This is a genomic window from Micromonospora sp. NPDC005087 (assembly GCF_042872965.1).
Lineage (GTDB): Bacteria > Actinomycetota > Actinomycetes > Mycobacteriales > Micromonosporaceae > Micromonospora.
This window is the reverse complement of sequence record NZ_JBIALB010000002.1, coordinates 531,341-549,232: the sequence shown is the minus strand read 5'-3', so window position 1 is coordinate 549,232 and position 17,892 is coordinate 531,341. Positions and strand designations below refer to the sequence as shown.

Annotated in this window: 17 protein-coding genes; 7 read left to right on the top strand and 10 right to left on the bottom strand. The window is 72.8% G+C overall.

Translation table 11 applies throughout. The annotated features are described in order from the left end of the window. Positions 1–193: 193 nt before the first annotated feature. Positions 194–1,540, top strand: coding sequence for an aspartate aminotransferase family protein (locus tag ACFYPS_RS07620; protein ID WP_387323355.1), 1,347 nt, complete (start codon positions 194–196; stop codon positions 1,538–1,540). Next, entirely contained in the window at positions 1,525–2,931 is a 1,407-nt protein-coding gene (locus tag ACFYPS_RS07615; RefSeq protein WP_387323353.1) for an NAD(P)/FAD-dependent oxidoreductase, read from the top strand. Before ACFYPS_RS07620 ends, ACFYPS_RS07615 begins: the two co-directional genes overlap by 16 nt. A gap of 24 nt (positions 2,932–2,955) precedes the next feature. Here ACFYPS_RS07615 and ACFYPS_RS07610 read toward each other — a convergent pair whose 3' ends face one another. Further along, positions 2,956–3,330 (bottom strand): DUF3499 domain-containing protein, encoded by a 375-nt coding sequence (locus ACFYPS_RS07610; protein ID WP_354962758.1) that lies wholly within the window; start codon positions 3,328–3,330, stop codon positions 2,956–2,958. Positions 3,331–3,483: 153 nt separating this feature from the next. Here ACFYPS_RS07610 and ACFYPS_RS07605 point away from each other — a divergent pair, with 153 nt between their 5' ends. Continuing rightward, positions 3,484–3,933, top strand: a complete 450-nt coding sequence (locus tag ACFYPS_RS07605) for a metallopeptidase family protein (RefSeq protein ID WP_074316962.1) — start codon at positions 3,484–3,486, stop codon at positions 3,931–3,933. 54 nt (positions 3,934–3,987) lie between these two features. On the opposite strand, the gene ACFYPS_RS07600 is transcribed toward ACFYPS_RS07605, so the two are convergent. The 6 genes from ACFYPS_RS07600 to ACFYPS_RS07575 form a co-directional block, all read right to left on the bottom strand. Continuing rightward, on the bottom strand, positions 3,988–4,245 hold the full coding sequence (locus ACFYPS_RS07600; protein WP_007455784.1) for a WhiB family transcriptional regulator: 258 nt from the start codon (positions 4,243–4,245) through the stop codon (positions 3,988–3,990). Positions 4,246–4,714: 469 nt separating this feature from the next. After that, the gene (locus ACFYPS_RS07595) at positions 4,715–5,044 is read right to left on the bottom strand and encodes a phospholipase (protein WP_387323350.1); all 330 of its coding nucleotides are present in this window, start codon (positions 5,042–5,044) and stop codon (positions 4,715–4,717) included. A gap of 17 nt (positions 5,045–5,061) precedes the next feature. Then, positions 5,062–6,456 carry a DUF4331 domain-containing protein gene (locus ACFYPS_RS07590; protein ID WP_387323347.1) on the bottom strand — a complete coding sequence of 465 codons (1,395 nt, stop codon included), beginning with the start codon at positions 6,454–6,456 and terminating at the stop codon, positions 5,062–5,064. 50 nt (positions 6,457–6,506) lie between these two features. Further along, the gene (locus tag ACFYPS_RS07585; RefSeq protein WP_387323345.1) at positions 6,507–6,785 is read right to left on the bottom strand and encodes a hypothetical protein; all 279 of its coding nucleotides are present in this window, start codon (positions 6,783–6,785) and stop codon (positions 6,507–6,509) included. Positions 6,786–6,945: 160 nt separating this feature from the next. Further along, complete coding sequence (locus ACFYPS_RS07580; RefSeq protein WP_387323343.1) at positions 6,946–9,456, bottom strand: bifunctional FO biosynthesis protein CofGH; 2,511 nt, start codon at positions 9,454–9,456, stop codon at positions 6,946–6,948. Between the two features lie 182 nt (positions 9,457–9,638). Beyond that, on the bottom strand, positions 9,639–10,574 hold the full coding sequence (locus tag ACFYPS_RS07575; protein WP_387323341.1) for a hypothetical protein: 936 nt from the start codon (positions 10,572–10,574) through the stop codon (positions 9,639–9,641). Between the two features lie 98 nt (positions 10,575–10,672). On the opposite strand from ACFYPS_RS07575, the gene cofD reads away from it, so the two are divergent. Continuing rightward, positions 10,673–11,674: a 2-phospho-L-lactate transferase gene (gene cofD, locus ACFYPS_RS07570; protein WP_387323339.1), complete on the top strand. Its 1,002-nt coding sequence runs from the start codon at positions 10,673–10,675 to the stop codon at positions 11,672–11,674. Continuing rightward, positions 11,671–12,759: a coenzyme F420-0:L-glutamate ligase gene (locus ACFYPS_RS07565; protein ID WP_387323337.1), complete on the top strand. Its 1,089-nt coding sequence runs from the start codon at positions 11,671–11,673 to the stop codon at positions 12,757–12,759. Before cofD ends, ACFYPS_RS07565 begins: the two co-directional genes overlap by 4 nt. Before the next feature lie 16 nt (positions 12,760–12,775). On the opposite strand, the gene ACFYPS_RS07560 is transcribed toward ACFYPS_RS07565, so the two are convergent. Next, positions 12,776–13,762, bottom strand: coding sequence for a winged helix-turn-helix domain-containing protein (locus ACFYPS_RS07560; protein ID WP_387323335.1), 987 nt, complete (start codon positions 13,760–13,762; stop codon positions 12,776–12,778). A 353-nt stretch (positions 13,763–14,115) separates the two neighbouring features. On the opposite strand from ACFYPS_RS07560, the gene ACFYPS_RS07555 reads away from it, so the two are divergent. Then, positions 14,116–14,733, top strand: coding sequence for an NUDIX hydrolase (locus ACFYPS_RS07555; protein ID WP_354962750.1), 618 nt, complete (start codon positions 14,116–14,118; stop codon positions 14,731–14,733). On the opposite strand, the gene ACFYPS_RS07550 is transcribed toward ACFYPS_RS07555, so the two are convergent. Both ACFYPS_RS07550 and ACFYPS_RS07545 read right to left on the bottom strand, forming a co-directional pair. Beyond that, positions 14,702–15,793, bottom strand: a complete 1,092-nt coding sequence (locus ACFYPS_RS07550) for a sugar phosphate nucleotidyltransferase (protein WP_354962749.1) — start codon at positions 15,791–15,793, stop codon at positions 14,702–14,704. The genes ACFYPS_RS07555 and ACFYPS_RS07550 overlap by 32 nt on opposite strands. Before the next feature lie 62 nt (positions 15,794–15,855). Further along, positions 15,856–17,001: a glycosyltransferase family 1 protein gene (locus tag ACFYPS_RS07545; RefSeq protein ID WP_354962748.1), complete on the bottom strand. Its 1,146-nt coding sequence runs from the start codon at positions 16,999–17,001 to the stop codon at positions 15,856–15,858. Between the two features lie 154 nt (positions 17,002–17,155). On the opposite strand from ACFYPS_RS07545, the gene ACFYPS_RS07540 reads away from it, so the two are divergent. Beyond that, positions 17,156–17,845 (top strand): TIGR03089 family protein, encoded by a 690-nt coding sequence (locus ACFYPS_RS07540; protein WP_354962747.1) that lies wholly within the window; start codon positions 17,156–17,158, stop codon positions 17,843–17,845. The last annotated feature ends 47 nt before the right edge of the window (positions 17,846–17,892 follow it).

Genomic DNA, 17,892 nt, shown 5'->3' with positions numbered 1-17,892 from the left:
CCGGGCGGCGACGAACAGGGCCCAGCCGCCATGCGGATTCCGTCGCCGCCGAGGCTCATCCTCGCTGAATTCGTCGCCGACAGGCCCGAGTACAACCGATCACACTTGCGTCGCCGACTCCTACTGTGCGATAACCGTGGGCAGAGCGGCCGGCCTCACCCCTTTGACCGGCCCGACGACCGATGGGGCTGACATGGCCAACGCCACCGACCACCTCTGGATGCACTTCACCCGGATGGCGAGCTACTCCGCCGGCGAGGTGCCGACCATCGTGCGCGGCGAGGGCGCGTACGTGTGGGACGCGCAGGGCCGCCGCTACCTGGACGGGCTCGCCGGGCTCTTCGTCGTCAACGCCGGCCATGGCCGCACCGAACTGGCCGAGGCGGCCGCCAAGCAGGCCGGCGAGCTGGCCTACTTCCCGCTCTGGTCGTACGCCCACCCCAAGGCCGTCGAGCTGGCCGAGCGGATCGCCTCGCTCACCCCCGGCGACCTGAACCGGGTCTTCTTCACCACCGGCGGCTCCGAGGCCGTCGAGGCGGCATGGAAGCTGGCCCGGGCCTACTTCAAGCGCACCGGCCAGCCCAACAAGTACAAGGTGATCAGCCGTTACATCGCCTACCACGGCACCTCCATGGGCGCGCTGTCGATCACCGGGTTGCCGGGCATCAAGAGCGACTTCGAGCCGCTGGTGCCCGGAGCGATCAAGGTGCCGAACACCAACTTCTACCGGGCGCCGGAGCACGGCGACGACCCCGAGGCGTTCGGCCGCTGGGCCGCCGACGAGATCGGCCGGGCGATCGAGCGGGAGGGGCCGGACACGGTCGCCGCGCTCTTCCTGGAGCCGGTGCAGAACTCCGGCGGCTGCTTCCCACCCCCTCCCGGCTACTTCGAGCGGGTCCGGGAGATCTGCGACGCGTACGACGTGCTGCTCGTCTCCGACGAGGTGATCTGCTCGTGGGGGCGGCTCGGCGAATACTTCGGCGCCGTGCGCTACGGCTACCAGCCGGACATCATCACCACCGCGAAGGGCATCACCTCCGGGTACGCCCCGCTCGGCGCGATGATCGCCAGCGAACGGCTGATGGAGCCGTTCCTCACCGAGACCGGCATGTTCGCCCACGGGGTGACCTTCGGTGGCCACCCGGTCTCCTGCGCGGTCGCCCTGGCCAACCTGGAGGTCTTCGCCCGCGAGGACCTGATCGGGCACGTACGGGCCAACGAGGACGCGTTCCGGTCCACTCTGGAGAAGCTCAACGACCTGCCGATCGTCGGTGACGTCCGCGGGGACGGCTACTTCTACGGGATCGAGCTGGTCAAGGACAAGACGACCCGGGAGACCTTCGACGAGGCCGAGTCGGAGCGGTTGCTGCGCGGCTTCCTCTCCACGGCCCTGTTCCAGGCCGGGCTCTACTGCCGGGCCGACGACCGTGGCGACCCCGTCGTGCAGCTCGCCCCGCCGCTGATCGCCGAGCAGCAGCACTTCGACGAGATCGAGCAGATCCTGCGTACGGTGCTCACCGAGGCATGGGCACGACTCTGAGCGGCGACCCCGCCGGGCACTACCGGGAGCTGTCGCACTGGCTGTCCACCCTGGACGAGCCGCTGACCCCGCGACCGGCGCTGCCCGGCGACGCGGACGCCGACGTGGTGATCGTGGGCGCCGGCTACACCGGGCTGTGGACGGCGTACCACCTGGCCCGGGCCGAGCCGGCGCTGCGGATCATCGTGCTGGAGAAGGAGATCGCCGGGTACGGCGCGTCCGGCCGCAACGGCGGCTGGTGCTCGGCGCTCTTCCCCACCTCGCTGACCGGCCTGGCCCGCCGGCACGGCCGGGACGCGGCGATCGCCATGCAGCGGGCCCTGCACGAGACGGTGCGCGAGGTGGGCCGGGTGGTCGCGGCGGAGGGCATCGACTGCGACTGGGCGGACGGCGGGACGGTCACCCTGGCCCGCACCGGCCCCCAGCTCGCCCGGGCCCGGGCCGCCGTGGACGAGGCCCGCGCGTTCGGCTTCGGCCCGGAGCACCTGGCGCTGCTCGATGCCGGCGAGGCCGCCGCCCGCTGCGCCGCCGAGGGGGTACGCGGTGGGACGTACACCCCGCACTGTGCCGCCGTGCACCCGGCGAAGCTGGTCCGTGGCCTGGCCCGGGTGGTGGAACGGCTCGGGGTCACCATCCACGAGCGGACGCCGGTCGCCGCGATCCGGGCCGGTGCGGCGGTCACCGCGGCCGGGACGGTACGGGCGCCGGTGGTGGTCCGGGCGACCGAGGGGTACACGCCCACGCTGCCCGGTCAGCGACGGGCCGTGGCACCGGTGTACTCGCTGATGGTGGCCACCGAGCCGCTGCCAGCGGAGACCTGGGCGCGGATCGGGCTCGCCCAGCGCGAGACGTTCTCCGACCACCGGCACGTGATCATCTACGGTCAGCGCACCGCGGACGGCCGGCTGGCCTTCGGCGGGCGTGGCGCTCCGTATCATTTCGGGTCGCGGGTCTCCCCCGGCTACGACCGGGAGCCGCGGGTCTTCGCGGCGCTGCGGCGGACGCTCGGGGAGCTCTTCCCGGTGCTCGGCCCGGACGTGCCGGTGACGCACTCGTGGGGTGGCCCGCTCGGGGTGGCCCGGGACTGGGCGGCCTCGGTCGGCTTCGACCTGGCCAGAGGGCTGGCCTGGGCGGGCGGCTACGTCGGGGACGGGGTGGGCTCCAGCAACCTCGCCGGCCGCACCCTGGCGGACCTGATCCGCGGCGAACGCACCGAGCTGACCACTCTGCCCTGGGTCAACCGTCGCTCCCCCCGCTGGGAGCCCGAGCCCATCCGCTGGCTGGCCGTCAACACCGCCCTACGCGTGATGACCAGGGCGGACGCAACGGAACTCCGCACCAACCGCCCCTCCCGCCAGGCAAAAGCCCTCTCCCGCCTCCTAGGCAACTAACCCCGCCCCGGGCAGGGGTGGGGGTTAGTGATTGGGGGGGATTACGCGGAGGTGGCCTCGGCGGCCGGTGGAGTGGGACTGGTCGGGGTGGGACCGGTCGCGCGGGTCCTCGGGGGGCCTCGGGGCCGGGCGGGCGGCCTCGCGGACCGCCTCGGCGAGCGCGACCAGGTCGTCCGTGGTGGGCGGCGGCGGCTCGAACTCGCCCTCGTGCCGGACCACGTCCCAGCCCCGCGGAGCGGTCAGGCTGCGGGCGTGCGGCTCACACAGGTCGTACGTGTGCGGCTCGGCGAAGGCCGCCAGCGGACCCACCACCGCTGTCGACTCGTTGTAGACATAGGTCAATGTGGCGACCGCTTGCCGGGGGCAGCCGTTACGGGAGCAGCGCCGTGGTGACCTCACGGCGGCAGGGTATCTCCATTACCGGGTCCGGCGCATCGCTTCGCGTTGCGACACGCCCGTCGTGGTGATCACAATCCACCCGCCCGGCTCACGCCGCGCCACGGGAGCGGCGCTGCCGCTGGCCAGCCCGACGCGGGGGCTACCCTTTCCCTCATGACGAGCCCGGAACACCGCCGCCCCGGTTCCGGCCGGCGCGCCCACCGTGACCGGCACGGGCGCGGGCTGCGTGGGCGGTTGGTACCGGCGACCGTGCCGCTGGCGCGGACCAAGGCGGAGGTCTTCGACGACCTGGTCCTGGACACCGTCGAGACGCTGGAGCGCCGGTTCGCCAAGGAGTTGGCCGGTGTCGAGTTCGCGGTCGAGGACGTCCCGCCGGATCTGAACGTCTACGACTCCGATGTGCTGGAGGACGGCGAGGTCCCGCTGGCCCGGCTCCTGCCGGGCCGTCCGGGCCGACAGGAGGTCCCGCCACGGATCGTGCTGTACCGGCGACCTCTGGAGTTCCGGGCGATGGACCGCGAGGACCTCGCCGACCTGGTGCATGACGTGATCATCGAACAGGTGGCGAACCTGCTCGGGGTCGACCCCGACGAGCTGGCCTGAGCCGTCCCCGCGCGGGCGAGCCGGGCGGCCCCCACCGCCCCGACTCCGCACCGCTCAGGCGGCCCGCCGCTTCAACTTGCGCCGTTCCCGCTCTGAGAGCCCACCCCAGATGCCGAACCGCTCGTCGTGACCGAGAGCGTATTCGAGGCATTCGGTCTTGACCTCGCAGCGCGAGCAGATTCGCTTCGCCTCGCGGGTCGAGCCGCCCTTCTCGGGAAAGAACGCCTCGGGGTCGGTCTGCGAGCACAGCGCCCGCTCCTGCCACTCCGGCGCGTTTCCGAGCAGGTCGGCCACCTCAAGCTGGCCGTCCATCAAATGCCTCCTTGTCGCGCACCGGCGTCATCGCCGCTGCAACCCCCCACGCGAAAGGCGTGCTTGTCCGTCCGGTCCTGTTTTGTTGCGTTCCGTGCGAACAACCCCATTCAAATTACACGCGTGTAATGCGTGCGCCGTCAAGCCAAACTTGATAATGGAGTCGCCCTCCCGACACCCCCGGCCGGCCACTCGGGCCGTCCAGCCTCGCAACCTGCCCTATCGATTCAGACCCCGGCCGAGTAACGCCCTCTCCGGCGAGTTGCCCGACTTTTCTGCCGTGGCGCTCCCTCGGCAGGCCGCCCCCGCGACGACGCCTGGAGCACCGGACGCCCCCACCCAACAAAGCTGATCTTGGTGGGAGACAGGTTAACGCGGCGCGGCCCAGACCGCCCGTCGAGCGACAGACACCGCAACCGCCCCGTCCACATTGTGGACGGGGCGCGACGAAAAGGGGGAGCCGATTTGGTCAGCCGGCGACGCCGAATGCGCTGCTCGGCCACACGAACTCGGCGATCGATCCACCATGGACGGTGACCGTCCCCACGGGCGTACTCTCGTCCCACCAGACGGTATAGATGCCGGCCGGGAGATCGGGGTAGACCGCACTGTGGAGCGGGCCGTCCCGCACCCGGCGCTCCCGCACCGCCGAGTGGGTCCGCCGGTCCTCGGCCCGACTGATCTCGATTTCCCGGCCGTGCAGATCCCGGCCGGTGTGAATGATCAGGGCGCCGGTCTCGCCGCCCAGATCGAGAACGACGCTCCCGGTCTCCGACGGCCCGTACGCGTGCTCGTGCATTCGCCGCTCCCCCGCGGTCAGGACGACGCCGGCGGGTTGTTGAACCCGTCGTACGGCGTACCCAGGTAGGGGAAGTTTCCGAGGAACGGTGCGGTCACGTCGGCGGCGCTCAGCCCGGGGGTGAGAGCGGCGGTCGCCGCGTCCGGGCGGAACGTCTTGTCCACCAGCGGGACGGTCAGCCCGGCGATCGCCCGCAGCGCGATGCTGACCACGTCGTCGGCGACCCGCCGGCCGTTCGGGAAGCCGGCCAGGTCACCGCCGAGCACGCCGAAGCGGTCCGGGCGCCGGGTGGGCGGGATCGCGGTGTTCAGCCGCAGCATGTCGGCCTGCACGTCGCCGGTGGCGTTGGTGAAGCCGTCGATCAGCCCGGCCGGCACGCCGGTGAGCAGGATCGCCACCAGATCCGCCCGGGGCTGCTTCGCCTTGCTGAGCTTGTCCAGGTTGGGAAAGACGTCCGGGTAGAGCGCCGGCAGCAGCGCGGCCAACTCCGGCTGCTCGACGAACCGCAGGAACCGCTTGTCCTCCGACGGCGGAAGGGAGTTCCACAGGTCCTTCTTGGACATCGGCACGATGACCTCGTTGAACAACGGGTTGCCCAGCCGGGAGACCTGGGTGAACGGGCCGGCCGCGGTGTCCGCGGCCGCCCGGTCGCCCAGCACCCGGACCTGCCGGCGCGACGCCGACGTCCACACGCCGATCACCGACGCCCGGTCGGCCGCGCCGTACCGGTTGGCGCGACGGCGCACCCGGCTCAGCGGCACCTGCACGGCGATGCTGTGCACGTTCATCCGGTCGGTGGCGTTGACCGGCTCCCCCTCGGCCTTGAAGACCTTCTTGCCGGCCACGTGCAGCTGCTGGAACGGCCGCAGCGTACCGAGGTCGAAGATCGCACCCAGGTCGACGAAGAAGCCGTCCGCGCGCTGCCCGGCGAAGACCCGCTCGCCGGTGGAGAGCGAGTACGTGGCCTGCCGTACCAGCTCCGCGTACTTCGGGGTGGACAGCGGGCCGACGTTGCACGGCGGGCAGGGCAGCTTGTGCGCCAGCCGGTGCTCCCGGCCGTCGGCGATCCGGGTCAGGCTGTAGAACTGCCGCCGGTTCCAGTTCTCGCTGTCCAGCGAATCGATCGGGCCGGTGTTGTAGAGAAAGCTGTTCGGATTGGTGATCTCGGTCGTGAATTCGAACCGGTAGGTGACATCCGGACGGCCGTCGCCGTCGTTGTCGATATGGATCTCGTACCGCACGTCGTCGCCGAACTCGAAGAAGTTCGGGCCCCCGGAGGGGAGCTGCAACGGCACGTAGTTGGCGATCAGCGTGACCGAGTCGGGCTTGTCGGGGCTGACGAACGCGTACAGGTCGGAGCTGTCGGCGACCGGATCCTTGGCTATCTCCGGGGCCTCGCGGTGGGAAGACATGGCGGACCAACCTCACTGGGCGGGGACAGGATGGCGAGCGGAACGTCGGGTCAGCGCCGGGCGGCGCGCCGCAGCCGATCCGCCAGGCCGCGGTCGCGTACCTCGATCCGGGAGTCACCGACGAAGACGTCCATCGTTCCGGAGGCGGCGTCCCGCAGGTGCACGACGATCGGGTCGTCGGCCCGCCCGGCCGCGCCCGGAGCGTCCTGCGCGGCCGACAGGCCCGGCACGGTGAGCGCGGCGGCGCCGAGGGTGGCGCTGGCCGCGGCGGTCAACGTCTGCCGGCGGGTCAGTCGCGGCCAGGGCCGCTTCCGCTGATCACTGGTCATGGGCAACCTTTCCGGCGGTGGCGCGAACGCGCCCGCGGGGACGGACGGGTCCGGTGCCGCCTACCGACGCCGCCGGGCCCTGGGGGACGCCGGCGGCGATCCTCGCCGCGACCGCCACCGGCACCGCTTGGTACGGCCGGCGGCGGGAAAAGGTTCGAACTCAGGGCCGGACGTGACCGTACGCGGTCGTGCGCTTGCGGGCCGGTCGACCGGCCGCCGTGGCGATCGCCCGCAACTGCTCCTCGGTACGCGCCGACCCGTTGTCGGAGCCGGCCATCCGGGAGATCGTCTCCTCCATCAGCGTGCCGCCCAGGTCGTTGCAGCCGCCCTGCAGCATCGCCACCGTGCCCTCGTCGCCCAGCTTCACCCAGGAGCACTGGATGTTGTCGATCCGGCCGTGCAACAGCAGCCGGGACATCGCGTGCACCACCCGGTTCTCGCGCCAGGTCGGCCCGGGCCGGGCGATGCCGGCCAGGTAGATCGGGGCGTTGGTGTGCACGAACGGCAGCGCGACGAACTCGGTGAACCCACCGGTGCGGTCCTGCACGCCCGCCAGCACCCCGAAGTGCGCCAGCCACTGCCCGGGATGGTCGACGTGGCCGTACATCATGGTGGAGCTGGACCGGATCCCCAGCTCGTGGGCGGTGCTGACCACCTCGACCCAGGCGGCCGCCGGGAGTTTGCCCTTGGTCAACACCCAGCGCACGTCGTCGTCGAGGATCTCCGCGGCGGTACCCGGGATGGTGTCCAGCCCGGCCTCGCGCAACTGGGTCAACCACTCGCGCACCGACACGCCCGCCTTCGCCGCGGCGGTGACGATCTCCATCGGGGAGAACGCGTGCACGTGCATCCCCGGAACCCGAGCCTTGACCGCACGCACGATGTCGGCGTACCCGGTGACGGGCATCTTCGGGTCGATGCCGCCCTGAAGGCAGACCTCGCTGGCGCCGGCCGCCCACGCCTGCTCGGCCCGGTCGGCGACCTGATCGACGGAGAGACGGTACGCGTCGGCGTCCCGCTCGCGCTGGGCGAAGGCACAGAACCGGCAGCCGACGTAGCAGACGTTGCTGAAGTTGATGTTGCGATTGACCACGTAGGTGACATCGTCGCCGACCGCGCTGCGACGCACGTCGTCGGCGAGCCGGCACAACTCGTCGAGCGCCGGCCCGTCCGCCCCGAACAGCGCCAGCGCCGCATCGGTGTGCCCCGGCTCCAGCAGCGCGGCCGGGTCGTCGGCGGCGAGCCGCAGCCCGGCCCGCAGGTCGTGGTCACCGGCCAGGGCGGTCGGCCCGGCCGTCACCTTCGTGGCCACCTCCGCCCAGTCGCCGTAGACGCTGTCGAAGTCGCCACGCCGGTCCTCCGTACGACCGGTGGTGTCGATGGTCGTGTGCAGGTCGGTCCGGCCGCCGAACACCTCCTCCGGCTCCTGCCAGGGGCGACCCTGCGGGCGGGCCGACTCGACCGCCAGCCCGGAGCCCGGGTCGGCCAGCGCGCCCACGTGCGGCAGCAGCCGCGGGTCGAGCCACGGGTCACCGGCGCGCACGTACTCGGGGTAGATTGTCAGCCGCTCGCGCAGGGTGAACCCGGCCAGCTCGGTGTGCCGGGCCAACTCCTCGATCTGCGGCCAGGGGCGTTCCGGGTTGACGTGATCCGGGGTGAGCGGGGAGACACCGCCCCAGTCGTCGATGCCGGCCCGCAGCAGCAGGTCGTACTCGCCGGCGATCAGGTTCGGCGGAGCCTGGATGCGGGCCTTCGGCCCGAGCAGCAGCCGGGCCACCGCCACCGTCGTGGCCAGGTCGTGCAGCTCCGCGTCGGGCATCCCGCGCATCGCGGTGTCCGGCTTGGCGCGGAAGTTCTGCACGATCACCTCCTGGAGGTGCCCGTACTCCCGGTGCGCGCGACGGATCGCGAAGAGCGCGTCCACCCGCTCGGCCGGGGTCTCCCCGATGCCGATCAGGATGCCGGTGGTGAACGGAACCCCGACCCGGCCCGCGTCGTCGAGCACCCGCAGCCGGACCGCCGGTTCCTTGTCGGGCGAGCCGAAATGCGGGCCGCCCGGCTCCGACCAGAGCCGGGTCGCCGTGGTCTCCAGCATCATGCCCATGCTCGGGGCGACCGGCTTGAGCCGTTGCAGCTCCGACCAGGACAGCACCCCAGGGTTGAGGTGGGGCAACAGCCCGGTCTCCTCCAGCACCGCCACCGCGCAAGCGCGCAGATAGTCCAGAGTGGAGTCGTAGCCGCGCTCATCCAGCCAGCTCCGCGCCGCCGGCCAGCGCTCCTCCGGCCGGTCACCGAGGGTGAACAGGGCCTCCTTGCAGCCCTGCGCGGCACCCGCCCGGGCGATGGCCAGCACCTCGTCGCGATCCAGGAACGGCGCCGGCAGCCGGTGCGGCACCGTGGCGAACGTGCAGTAGTGGCAGCGGTCCCGGCAGAGCCGGGTCAGCGGGATGAAGACCTTCTTGGAGTACGTGACCACGCCCGGCCGCCCAGCCTCACGCAGCCCGGCGTCGCGGATCCCACCGGCCACCCGAAGCAGCTCGTCGAGCGCGTCCCCGCGGGCGGACAACAGCGCGGTCGCCTCGTCGACGTCCAGCGCCCGCCCGGTCGCGGCCCGACCCAGGGCACGCCGCACGCTCGCCTCGCTCGGGCCGGAGTGGGTGCGATCAACCATCCGCTCAGCCTATGCGCTGCCCCCACCAACCCCACCGGTCCCCACCGACACCCGCGCCCGCTCCCCCCGGACCACCCCCGGACCACCCTCGTTGATCATGGAGTTATTGCCACGACACGCCGTGCCGACGGACAACAACTTCATGGTCAACGGGGGTGGGCGGCCGGGGGCCGTGAGGGGGGTCAGCGGGGTGGCTGTTGGGGGTTGTCGCCTGGGTTGATGTGCTGGGTGCGGTCGGCGTCCGTGTCGCCGGGGCGGGGGATCGCCTGGGTCGGGTCGGCGGACTGGCGCGGAATCGCCTGGGTCGGGTCCGCCGACGGCGGCTGGCCGAACGGCGGCGCGGACGGCGGGGCCGGCGCGAACGGCGGGGCGGACTGCGGGGCCGGGTTGACCGGCGGCGGCGACTGCGGCGCGGACCCGAACGGCGGTGCCGACTGCGGCGCCGACCCGAACGGCGGCGAGGGCTGGCCGTACTGGCCCGGGTGCTGCCCCTGCGGGTACCCGCCCGGCTGGCCCGGGGCGGGCCAACCGCCGCCCGGCTGGGCTCCGGGCTGCCCCGGAGCCGGCCAGCCGCCCTGCTGCTGCGGCCAGCCCGGCTGGGGCTGGCCGTAGACGCCCGGCTGAGGCTTCGGCCGCGGCACGTAGTACAGCTTCCGCCAGACCGCGTAGACCACCCAGGCCGCGGCCGCGAAGATCATCAGCCAGGCGAACCGGGTGAGCACGCCGAGCAGCGCGTCGAGCACCTCGGCCTCGGCCAGCCGGCCCACCGTCCAGATCAGCATGGTCAGCCCGCCGAGCAGCGCGCTGACCGCGTACTCGCCGAGGGCCATCTGGGTGATCAGCTTCGCCTTCGGCAGCACCGGCGAGACGTGGGTGGCCAGCAGCACGGCCAGCAGTGGCAGGCCCACCGCCTCCAACCCGACGAACGTGAAGAAGGTGCTGCCCGCACGGTCGGTGAACGAGCTGTAGTCGTTCGGGCTGAGCAGCCGGAGCAGGCCCACGAAGAGGAACACCGCGTTGGCGCCGAGCAGCGCGAGCGCACCCAGTTCGCGTAGTGGCTTGGTCAGCTGGCGGGCCTGGGTCGCGTCGGTGGACGCGGGCTCGGCGGGGCTGGTCACGAACTCCCCCTCGGGGCATGGACGGACAGGGCGCACGTGAGCCTAGTCTCCCGGACCACCGGCGGACCGGAGGCGTCACGTGCGCGAGGATGGTCGACATGCGCATCGTGGTTCTGGCTGGCGGCATCGGCGGCGCCCGGTTCCTGCTCGGCGTCCGGGCGTACGCCCGAGAGGTCGGCGCCGAGGTGACCGCCGTCGTCAACGTCGGCGACGACCTGTGGCTGCACGGGTTGAAGATCTGTCCCGACCTGGACAGCGTCATGTACACCCTCGGCGGCGGCGCCGATCCCGAGCGGGGCTGGGGCCGGGTCGGGGAGAGCTGGACGGTCAAGGAGGAGCTGGCCGCGTACGGAGCGGAGCCGACCTGGTTCGGCCTCGGCGACAAAGACATCGCCACCCACCTGGTGCGCAGCACCATGCTCAACGCCGGCTACCCGCTGCACGCGGTCACCGAGGCGCTGGCGACCCGCTGGGAGCCGGGCGTACGCCTGCTCCCGGCGACTGACGACCGGCTGGAGACGCACGCCATCGTGAGCGCGAGGAGTGAGCTTGCGAGCCCCGCAGTCGCGAACAGCGCCGGCACGGTTGAGGATGACCAGGGCCAGCGGGCGATCCACTTTCAGGAGTGGTGGGTGCGGTACCGGGCAGACATCCCCACCCACCGTTTCGTCTTCGTCGGCGCCGAGACGGCCAAGCCGGCGCCCGGGGTCCTGGAGGCGATCGGCGCGGCCGACCTGGTGCTGATCGCGCCGAGCAACCCGGTGGTGAGCGTGGCGCCGGTGCTGGCCGTGCCGGGGCTCCGGGAGGCGGTGGCGGGGGGCCCGGCCCCGGTGGTGGGCGTCTCTCCGATCATCGGCGGAGCGCCGGTCCGCGGGATGGCCGACCGCTGCCTCTCCGTGCTCGGTGTCGAGTGCAGCGCGGCCGGGGTGGGCCGGCTCTACGGCGGCCGGGCGGCCGGCGGGCTGCTGGACGGCTGGCTGGTGGCCGAGGAGGACGCGGGCACGCTGGTACCGGAGGTGACGGTCCGCGCGGTGCCGTTGCTGATGACCGACGAGGCGGCGACGGCGGCGATGGTCCGCGCCGCGGTGGAGTTGACGTGAGGCTGGAGATCCTGCCGGTGCTGGGCATCGGCCACGTGACCGAGGGCGACGACCTGGCGGCGCTGATCGCCGGCGCCGCGCCCTGGCTGCGCGACGGCGACGTGCTGGTCGTCACCAGCAAGATTGTCTCCAAGGCGGAGGGGCGGTTGGTCGACGTCCCGGCGGACGGACCCGAGCGGCTCGCCGCGCGCGACGAGGTGCTGGCTTCCGAGACGGCCCGGGTGGTGGCCAGCCGGGGGCCGACCCGGATCGTGCAGACCCACCACGGCTTCGTGATGGCGTCCGCCGGCATCGACGCGTCGAACGTGGACAAGACCCGGCTGGTGCTGCTGCCGGTGGATCCGGACGCCTCGGCCCGGGCGCTGCGCGCCGCGTTGCGGGCGCGCTACGACCTGGACGTCGCAGTGATCATCAGCGACACCATGGGCCGGCCCTGGCGCAACGGGCTGACCGACGTGGCGCTCGGGGTGGCCGGGATGCCGGCCATCCGGGACCACCGTGGCGAGGTTGACCCGTACGGCAACGAGCTGCAGCTGACCCAAATGGCTGTGGTGGACGAGCTGGCGGGCGCCGGCGAGCTGATCAAGGGCAAGTGCGACCAGGTCCCGGTGGCGGTGGTGCGCGGCTACCTCTCCGCCACCGGCCCGGACGACTCCGCCGGGGCGCAGGCACTGGTCCGCGATGCGGCGCAGGACCTCTTCTCGCTCGGGACCGCCGAGGCGCGGGCGGCGGGGCTGGCCGACGCCGCCACTCTGACCGACGCTCCCGGTCCCACGCCGGCCGACCCGGCCGCCGCGCGGCGTGCGATCGACGCGGTCGCCGGGGTGGTCGCCCCCGGCACGGTCTTCACCCTGGTCGACGAGGCGGACGTACGTGCCGGCCTGGTCGCCAAGGTGCCCGGCTGGCCGGACGGCGCAACCGCCCTGGTGCTCGGCTCGCCACCGGCTCCGGTGGACCCGATGGACCTGGTCCGCTTCGGCGCCGACCTGCACCGTCTGCAGGTCGCCCTGGCCGCGGAGGGTGTCGGGTCGACCCTGCTGCCCCCGCCCGCCGGCAGCCCGGCCAGCGCCACACTCGCCCTCTGACGGGCAACCGGCCGGGTCAGGCGTCCAGCATGGCCCGGCCGAGCGGGGTCAACGTGTGCAGCACGGTGTTGCGGTCCCGCTGGCTGACCAGCAGGCCGGCGTTGCGCAACACGGTCGCGTGCTGACTGGCCGCCGCCGGTGAAATGTTGAGCTTGCGGGCCACCTCTCCCGTGGTGCAGCCGTCGTCGCTGGCCTGCAACACCGCCGCCCTGGTCCGGCCGAGCAGCGCGGCGAGCGAGTCGCGGCCGGCCGGACCGGCCCCGTCGGCCGCCACCAGTCCACCCAGCCGGTCCACCGGGTAGACCAGAACCGGCGGCAGCGCCGGGTCGAGCAGGGCGACCGGGGTGGCGGCGCAGAAGAACGACGGCACGAGCAGCAGACCCCGACCGTCCAGGTGCAGCTCCCGGCTGTGCGGGTAGTCGCGGACCTCGAGCACCCGGTTCTCCCAGCGCATTGCCGGCCGGAGGCTGGTGAGCAGCCCCTCCATGCCACCGTCGAGCAGGGCCCGGGCCCGGCGGGACCGGTCCGCCGCCACCGCGGACTGGATCCGGCTCCAGTACGGGTTGATCGCCAACGACCGGTACTGCTCCATCGACTCGGCGAGGTGACGCAACGCCCCCACCTCGCCCCGGGCCAGCGCGCCGGCCGAGGATGGCAGCGGGTTCTCGGTGGCCAGCACGCTCAGGTCGCGGTGCAGCCGCTCCGTCGGGGTGCTGCGGACCGCTTCCAGCCCGGCCTCGAAGCCGTCGACGCTGGCGTACGGGGTGAGGAAGTCGGGGAAGTAGCCGCGCGGCGGGCTCAGGACGAAGAGCAGCCGGAGCTGGTCGGAGGCGGCGTCCTGGCGCAGCCCTCGGGACACCGTGCGCCGCCAGTTCTCCGTCAGCGGGTCACGGCCGCGGCCCTGCAACAGGTGCAGGCTGAGGACCAACTCCCAGACCGGGTCCGCCGCCGGCGCCACCCGGGTCCGGAGGATGTCCTCGCCAGAAAAGTGGATCTTCAGCATGCAGCGCTCCTGAGCCGCCGGGCAGGGGGATGCCGGGTGGCTGTTCGACTCTACCTGGCCGGCACTTATCTCCATCTTTAAGTCTGGACTGAAAAACCTCGACGCTTCCCGGGCCGGTTCGGCATGCTTCCAGTGCCCGAGCACGGCACCCACGCGTCACGTACGCGCGCGGCGCCTGGCACCGGGACCGGGGGAGGACCGGTGATCGGGCGGCACCACGAGGGTCTGCGGCCCTTGCTCCGCAGAGGTGCCGTCCGGTCACCCCGCCGTGCACGCGCAGCGACGCCACGATTTCGAGGACTCGCAGGCTCACCGCGCCAGCGTACGGAGCGTGCCGCTCGTAGAGTGGCGGCGTGCCCGACACCGCGCTCACCGGATCCTCCGCCCACCCGACCGACTCCGAGACGTACGCGGCGCTGCACTCCGACGCCATCGCGCTGCTCGACGGCTGGCGGCCCACCAGCCCGGCCGCTGCCGCCGCTCGGGACCGAACCCGCGAACTGCTCGACGGCGGGCCCGTCACGATGAGTCGGCCGCACCGCCCCGGGCACATCACCGCCAGCGTGCTGGTGCTGGACGCCACCGGCTCGCGGGTGCTGCTCTGCCTGCACGGCAAGTTCGGGCGCTGGGTGCAGCTCGGCGGACACTGCGAGCCGACCGACCGGACCCTGGCCGGCGCCGCGCTGCGCGAGGCCACCGAGGAGTCCGGGATCGCCGGCCTACGCATCGACCCGGTGCCGATCGACGTGGACATCCACCCGGTGGGTTGCCAGGGCGGCTCCCTGCACCACGACGTCCGGTTCGCCGTGCTCGCCCCGCCCGGCGCCGTCGAGCAGGTCAGCGACGAGGCCGAGGCGCTGGGGTGGTTCCCGCCGGACCGCCTCCCCGAGCCACTGGCCGGCGGGACCGTGCAACTGGTCGCGCCGGCCCTCGCGGCTCTCAGACGTAGCCCTCTTCGCCTCGCTCCTTGAGCTCGTCGACCAGGGCCTTGACGTCCTGGGCCCGATCCCGCGGGCAGACCAGCACCGCGTCCGGGGTGTCCACCACGATCAGGTCACGCACCCCGAGGGCAGCCACCAACCGGCCGGACTGCGGCACCACCACCAGGTTGGCGCTGTCCCGCAGCAGCACTCCCGGCTTGGCGTCGGCGCCGAGCACCACGTTGCCCGACGCGTCGGCCGGCAGCACCTCGCCGAGGGTGTGGAAGTCGCCGACGTCGTTCCAGCCGAAGTCGCCCGGCACGGTCGCCACCCGGCCCGCGGTAGCCGCGCCCTCCATCACCGCGTAGTCGACGGAGATCTTCGGCAGGGTCGGCCAGACCGTACCGAGCACATCGTCCTGCTCCGGGGTGCCCCAGGCGGCGGCGATCGCGGTGACCCCGGCGTGCAGGGCCGGCTGCTGGCGGAGCAGTTCGGCGAGGAACACGTCCACCCGCCAGACGAACATGCTCGCGTTCCACAGGTGCCGGCCCGAACGGACGTACGCCTCGGCGACCTCGGCGGCCGGCTTCTCCTTGAACTCGGCCACCGGACGCCACGGGGCGTCCTCAACCGGATCGCCGGTCTCCAGGTAGCCGTAGCCGGTCTCCGGCCGGGTCGGGGTGATCCCGACCGTCATCAGCATGCCCTGCTCCGCTCCGCGGACCGCCTCCCGGACCGTTCGCACCCAGCTCTCCGGGTCGCCGATCAAGTGGTCGGCAGCGAAGCTGCCCATCACCGCGTCCGGATCGCGCAGCGCGATCACCGCGGCGGCCAGCGCGATCGCCGCGCAGGAGTCCCGGGGTGAGGGCTCGACCAGGATGTTCTCCTCGGGCAACCCGGTCAGCTGCCGGGCCACCGCCGCGACGTGCGCGGCTCCGGTGACCACGAGGATGCGGTCCGGTGTGGTCAGCGGCGCCAGCCGCGCCACGGTCGCCTGGAGAAGCGACGCGTTGGAGCCGGTCAGCGGATGGAGGAACTTGGGATGACCAGCTCGGGACAACGGCCACAACCTCGTGCCGCTGCCACCCGCCGGGATGACCGCATAGAGCATCCGCACATCATGCCCGACGGACCCCGGCAGGGTGGGCGGCTCGCCATCCGGCGCCCGGACGGTCACGACCGGGCGCGGCTCCACGCGGCGATGTGCACCTCGGCGCTGGACTCCCAGGTGAACTCCTTGGCCCGGTCGAAACCGGCCTTCGCCAGCGACAATCGGCGCTGCTCGTCGTCCAGCAGGGCGGCCAGGTCGGTGCCGATCTGCTCCGGATCCTCCGAGGTGTACGCGACGGCGTCGCCGCCCACCTCGGGCAGCGAGAGCCGGGGCGTGGTCAGCACGGGGGCGGCGCAGGCCATCGCCTCCAGGATCGGCAGCCCGAACCCCTCGCCGTAGGAGGGGTAGGCCGCGACCAGCGCGCCGCCGAGGAAGCCGGGCAGGTCGCCGTAGCGCAGGTAGCCGGGGCGCAGCAGCCGCAGGTGGGACGGGACCTCGGCCACCGCCCGGTCGATGTCGTCGTCGTGCCCCTGGCCACCGGCGATCACCAGGGCCGGTGGGTCGACCCGGTCGGCCACCGCCCGGGCCCAACCGCGGATCAGGTTGGGTACGTTCTTGCGCGGCTCCTTGGCGCCGAGGAAGGCGATGTAGCTGCTGTTGCCCAACCCCAGGCGGGCGCGCACCCGGGCCTTCTCCTCCTCGCTGGGCGCGTGGAAGGCGGCGTGGTCGACCCCGTGGTAGGCCACGTCGATCCGGGTCGGGTCGGCGTCGAGCAGCCGGATCAGCTCGTCCCGGGTGGCCTTGCTGGGCACGATCACCCGGTCCGCCCGGCGCAACGAGGTCTTGATGGCGCTGCGGAAGAAGGTCCGGCGGGACTTGTCGTAGTGCTCCGGCTCGGTGAAGAACGTCGCGTCGTGCACGGTGACCGTAACCGGGCACCCGGCCCGCAGCGGGCAGGTGTAGAAGGGCGAGTGCAGGACTTGCGCGCCGACCTGCTGAGCGAGCAGCGGCAGGCCGGTCTGCTCCCAGGCGAGCCGCGCTGGGCGGTGCGCGACGGCGGCCGGGGCGGGGATGATCTCCGCGCCGGGCAGCATTCGCGTGTACCGCTCGAGGTCGGTGCGGAGGCTGACCACCGCCAGCTCCACCCCCGACCCACACACCTTGCCGAGGGCACCGAGCAGACCGTCGACGTATCGACCGACACCACCACGGTCGGCGGGGACACTCGTGGCGTCGATGAGCACGCGGGGCGGGCGACCGGCGGTCACGGGGCGACTCCTTGCACTGGCGGGTCCGTGGGGAACAACACTCCGGGGGGCAAGCCTACGCCGGAGCACGGGGCCGACGCTGACTGCGACCCGACGGTACGCCGACTTGTCATCGTCTTCGAGTACGGCCCACAGGGGCGTATCGTTCGCGCCGATGGCCGACAACATTGCCCAGGTGTTCGCCGACGCGATCGCGACCGACCCGACCCGACCGTTGCTGACCTGGTACGACGACGGCAGCGGCGACCGCACCGAACTCTCCGGCGCCACACTGGCGAACTGGGTGGCGAAGACCGCCAACCTCCTCGTCGACGAGGTGGCCCTCGCCCTGGGTGATCCGGCCGGCGTGCTCCTGCCGCCGCACTGGCAGACCGCGGCGGTGCTGCTGGGCTGCTGGTCGGCCAAGCTGAGCGTGGTCGACACGCCGGGCGACGTGGACGTGCTCTTCGCCGCCGCCGACCGCCTCGACGAGGCGCAGTCCTGGTCCGCCGGTGAGCGGTACGCCCTGGGGCTGTCGCCGCTCGCCGCCCCGCTGCGGCAGGTGCCACCCGGGTTCGGCGACTACGTGGTGGAGGTGCGCCGGCACGGCGACCACTTCACCCCGCAGCCCGGACCGGGCCCCGCTGACGCTCCCCTGCTGGCCCGCGCCGAGGCCCGCGCCGCGGAGCTGGGCATCGAGGCCGGCGCTCGCGTCCTCATCGACGCCGCCCGGTACCCCGACCCGGTCGACTGGCTGCTGGCCCCGCTCACTCGGGCCGCCACCGTCGTCCTCTGCGCGAACCTCGACCCGGCCCGCCTGGCCACCCGCCAAACCACGGAAAAGGTCACCCACACCCTCCCGTGACCCGGCTGGGCGTCCGGCGGCGTGCAGGGCCCGCGGGTGTGACCGCA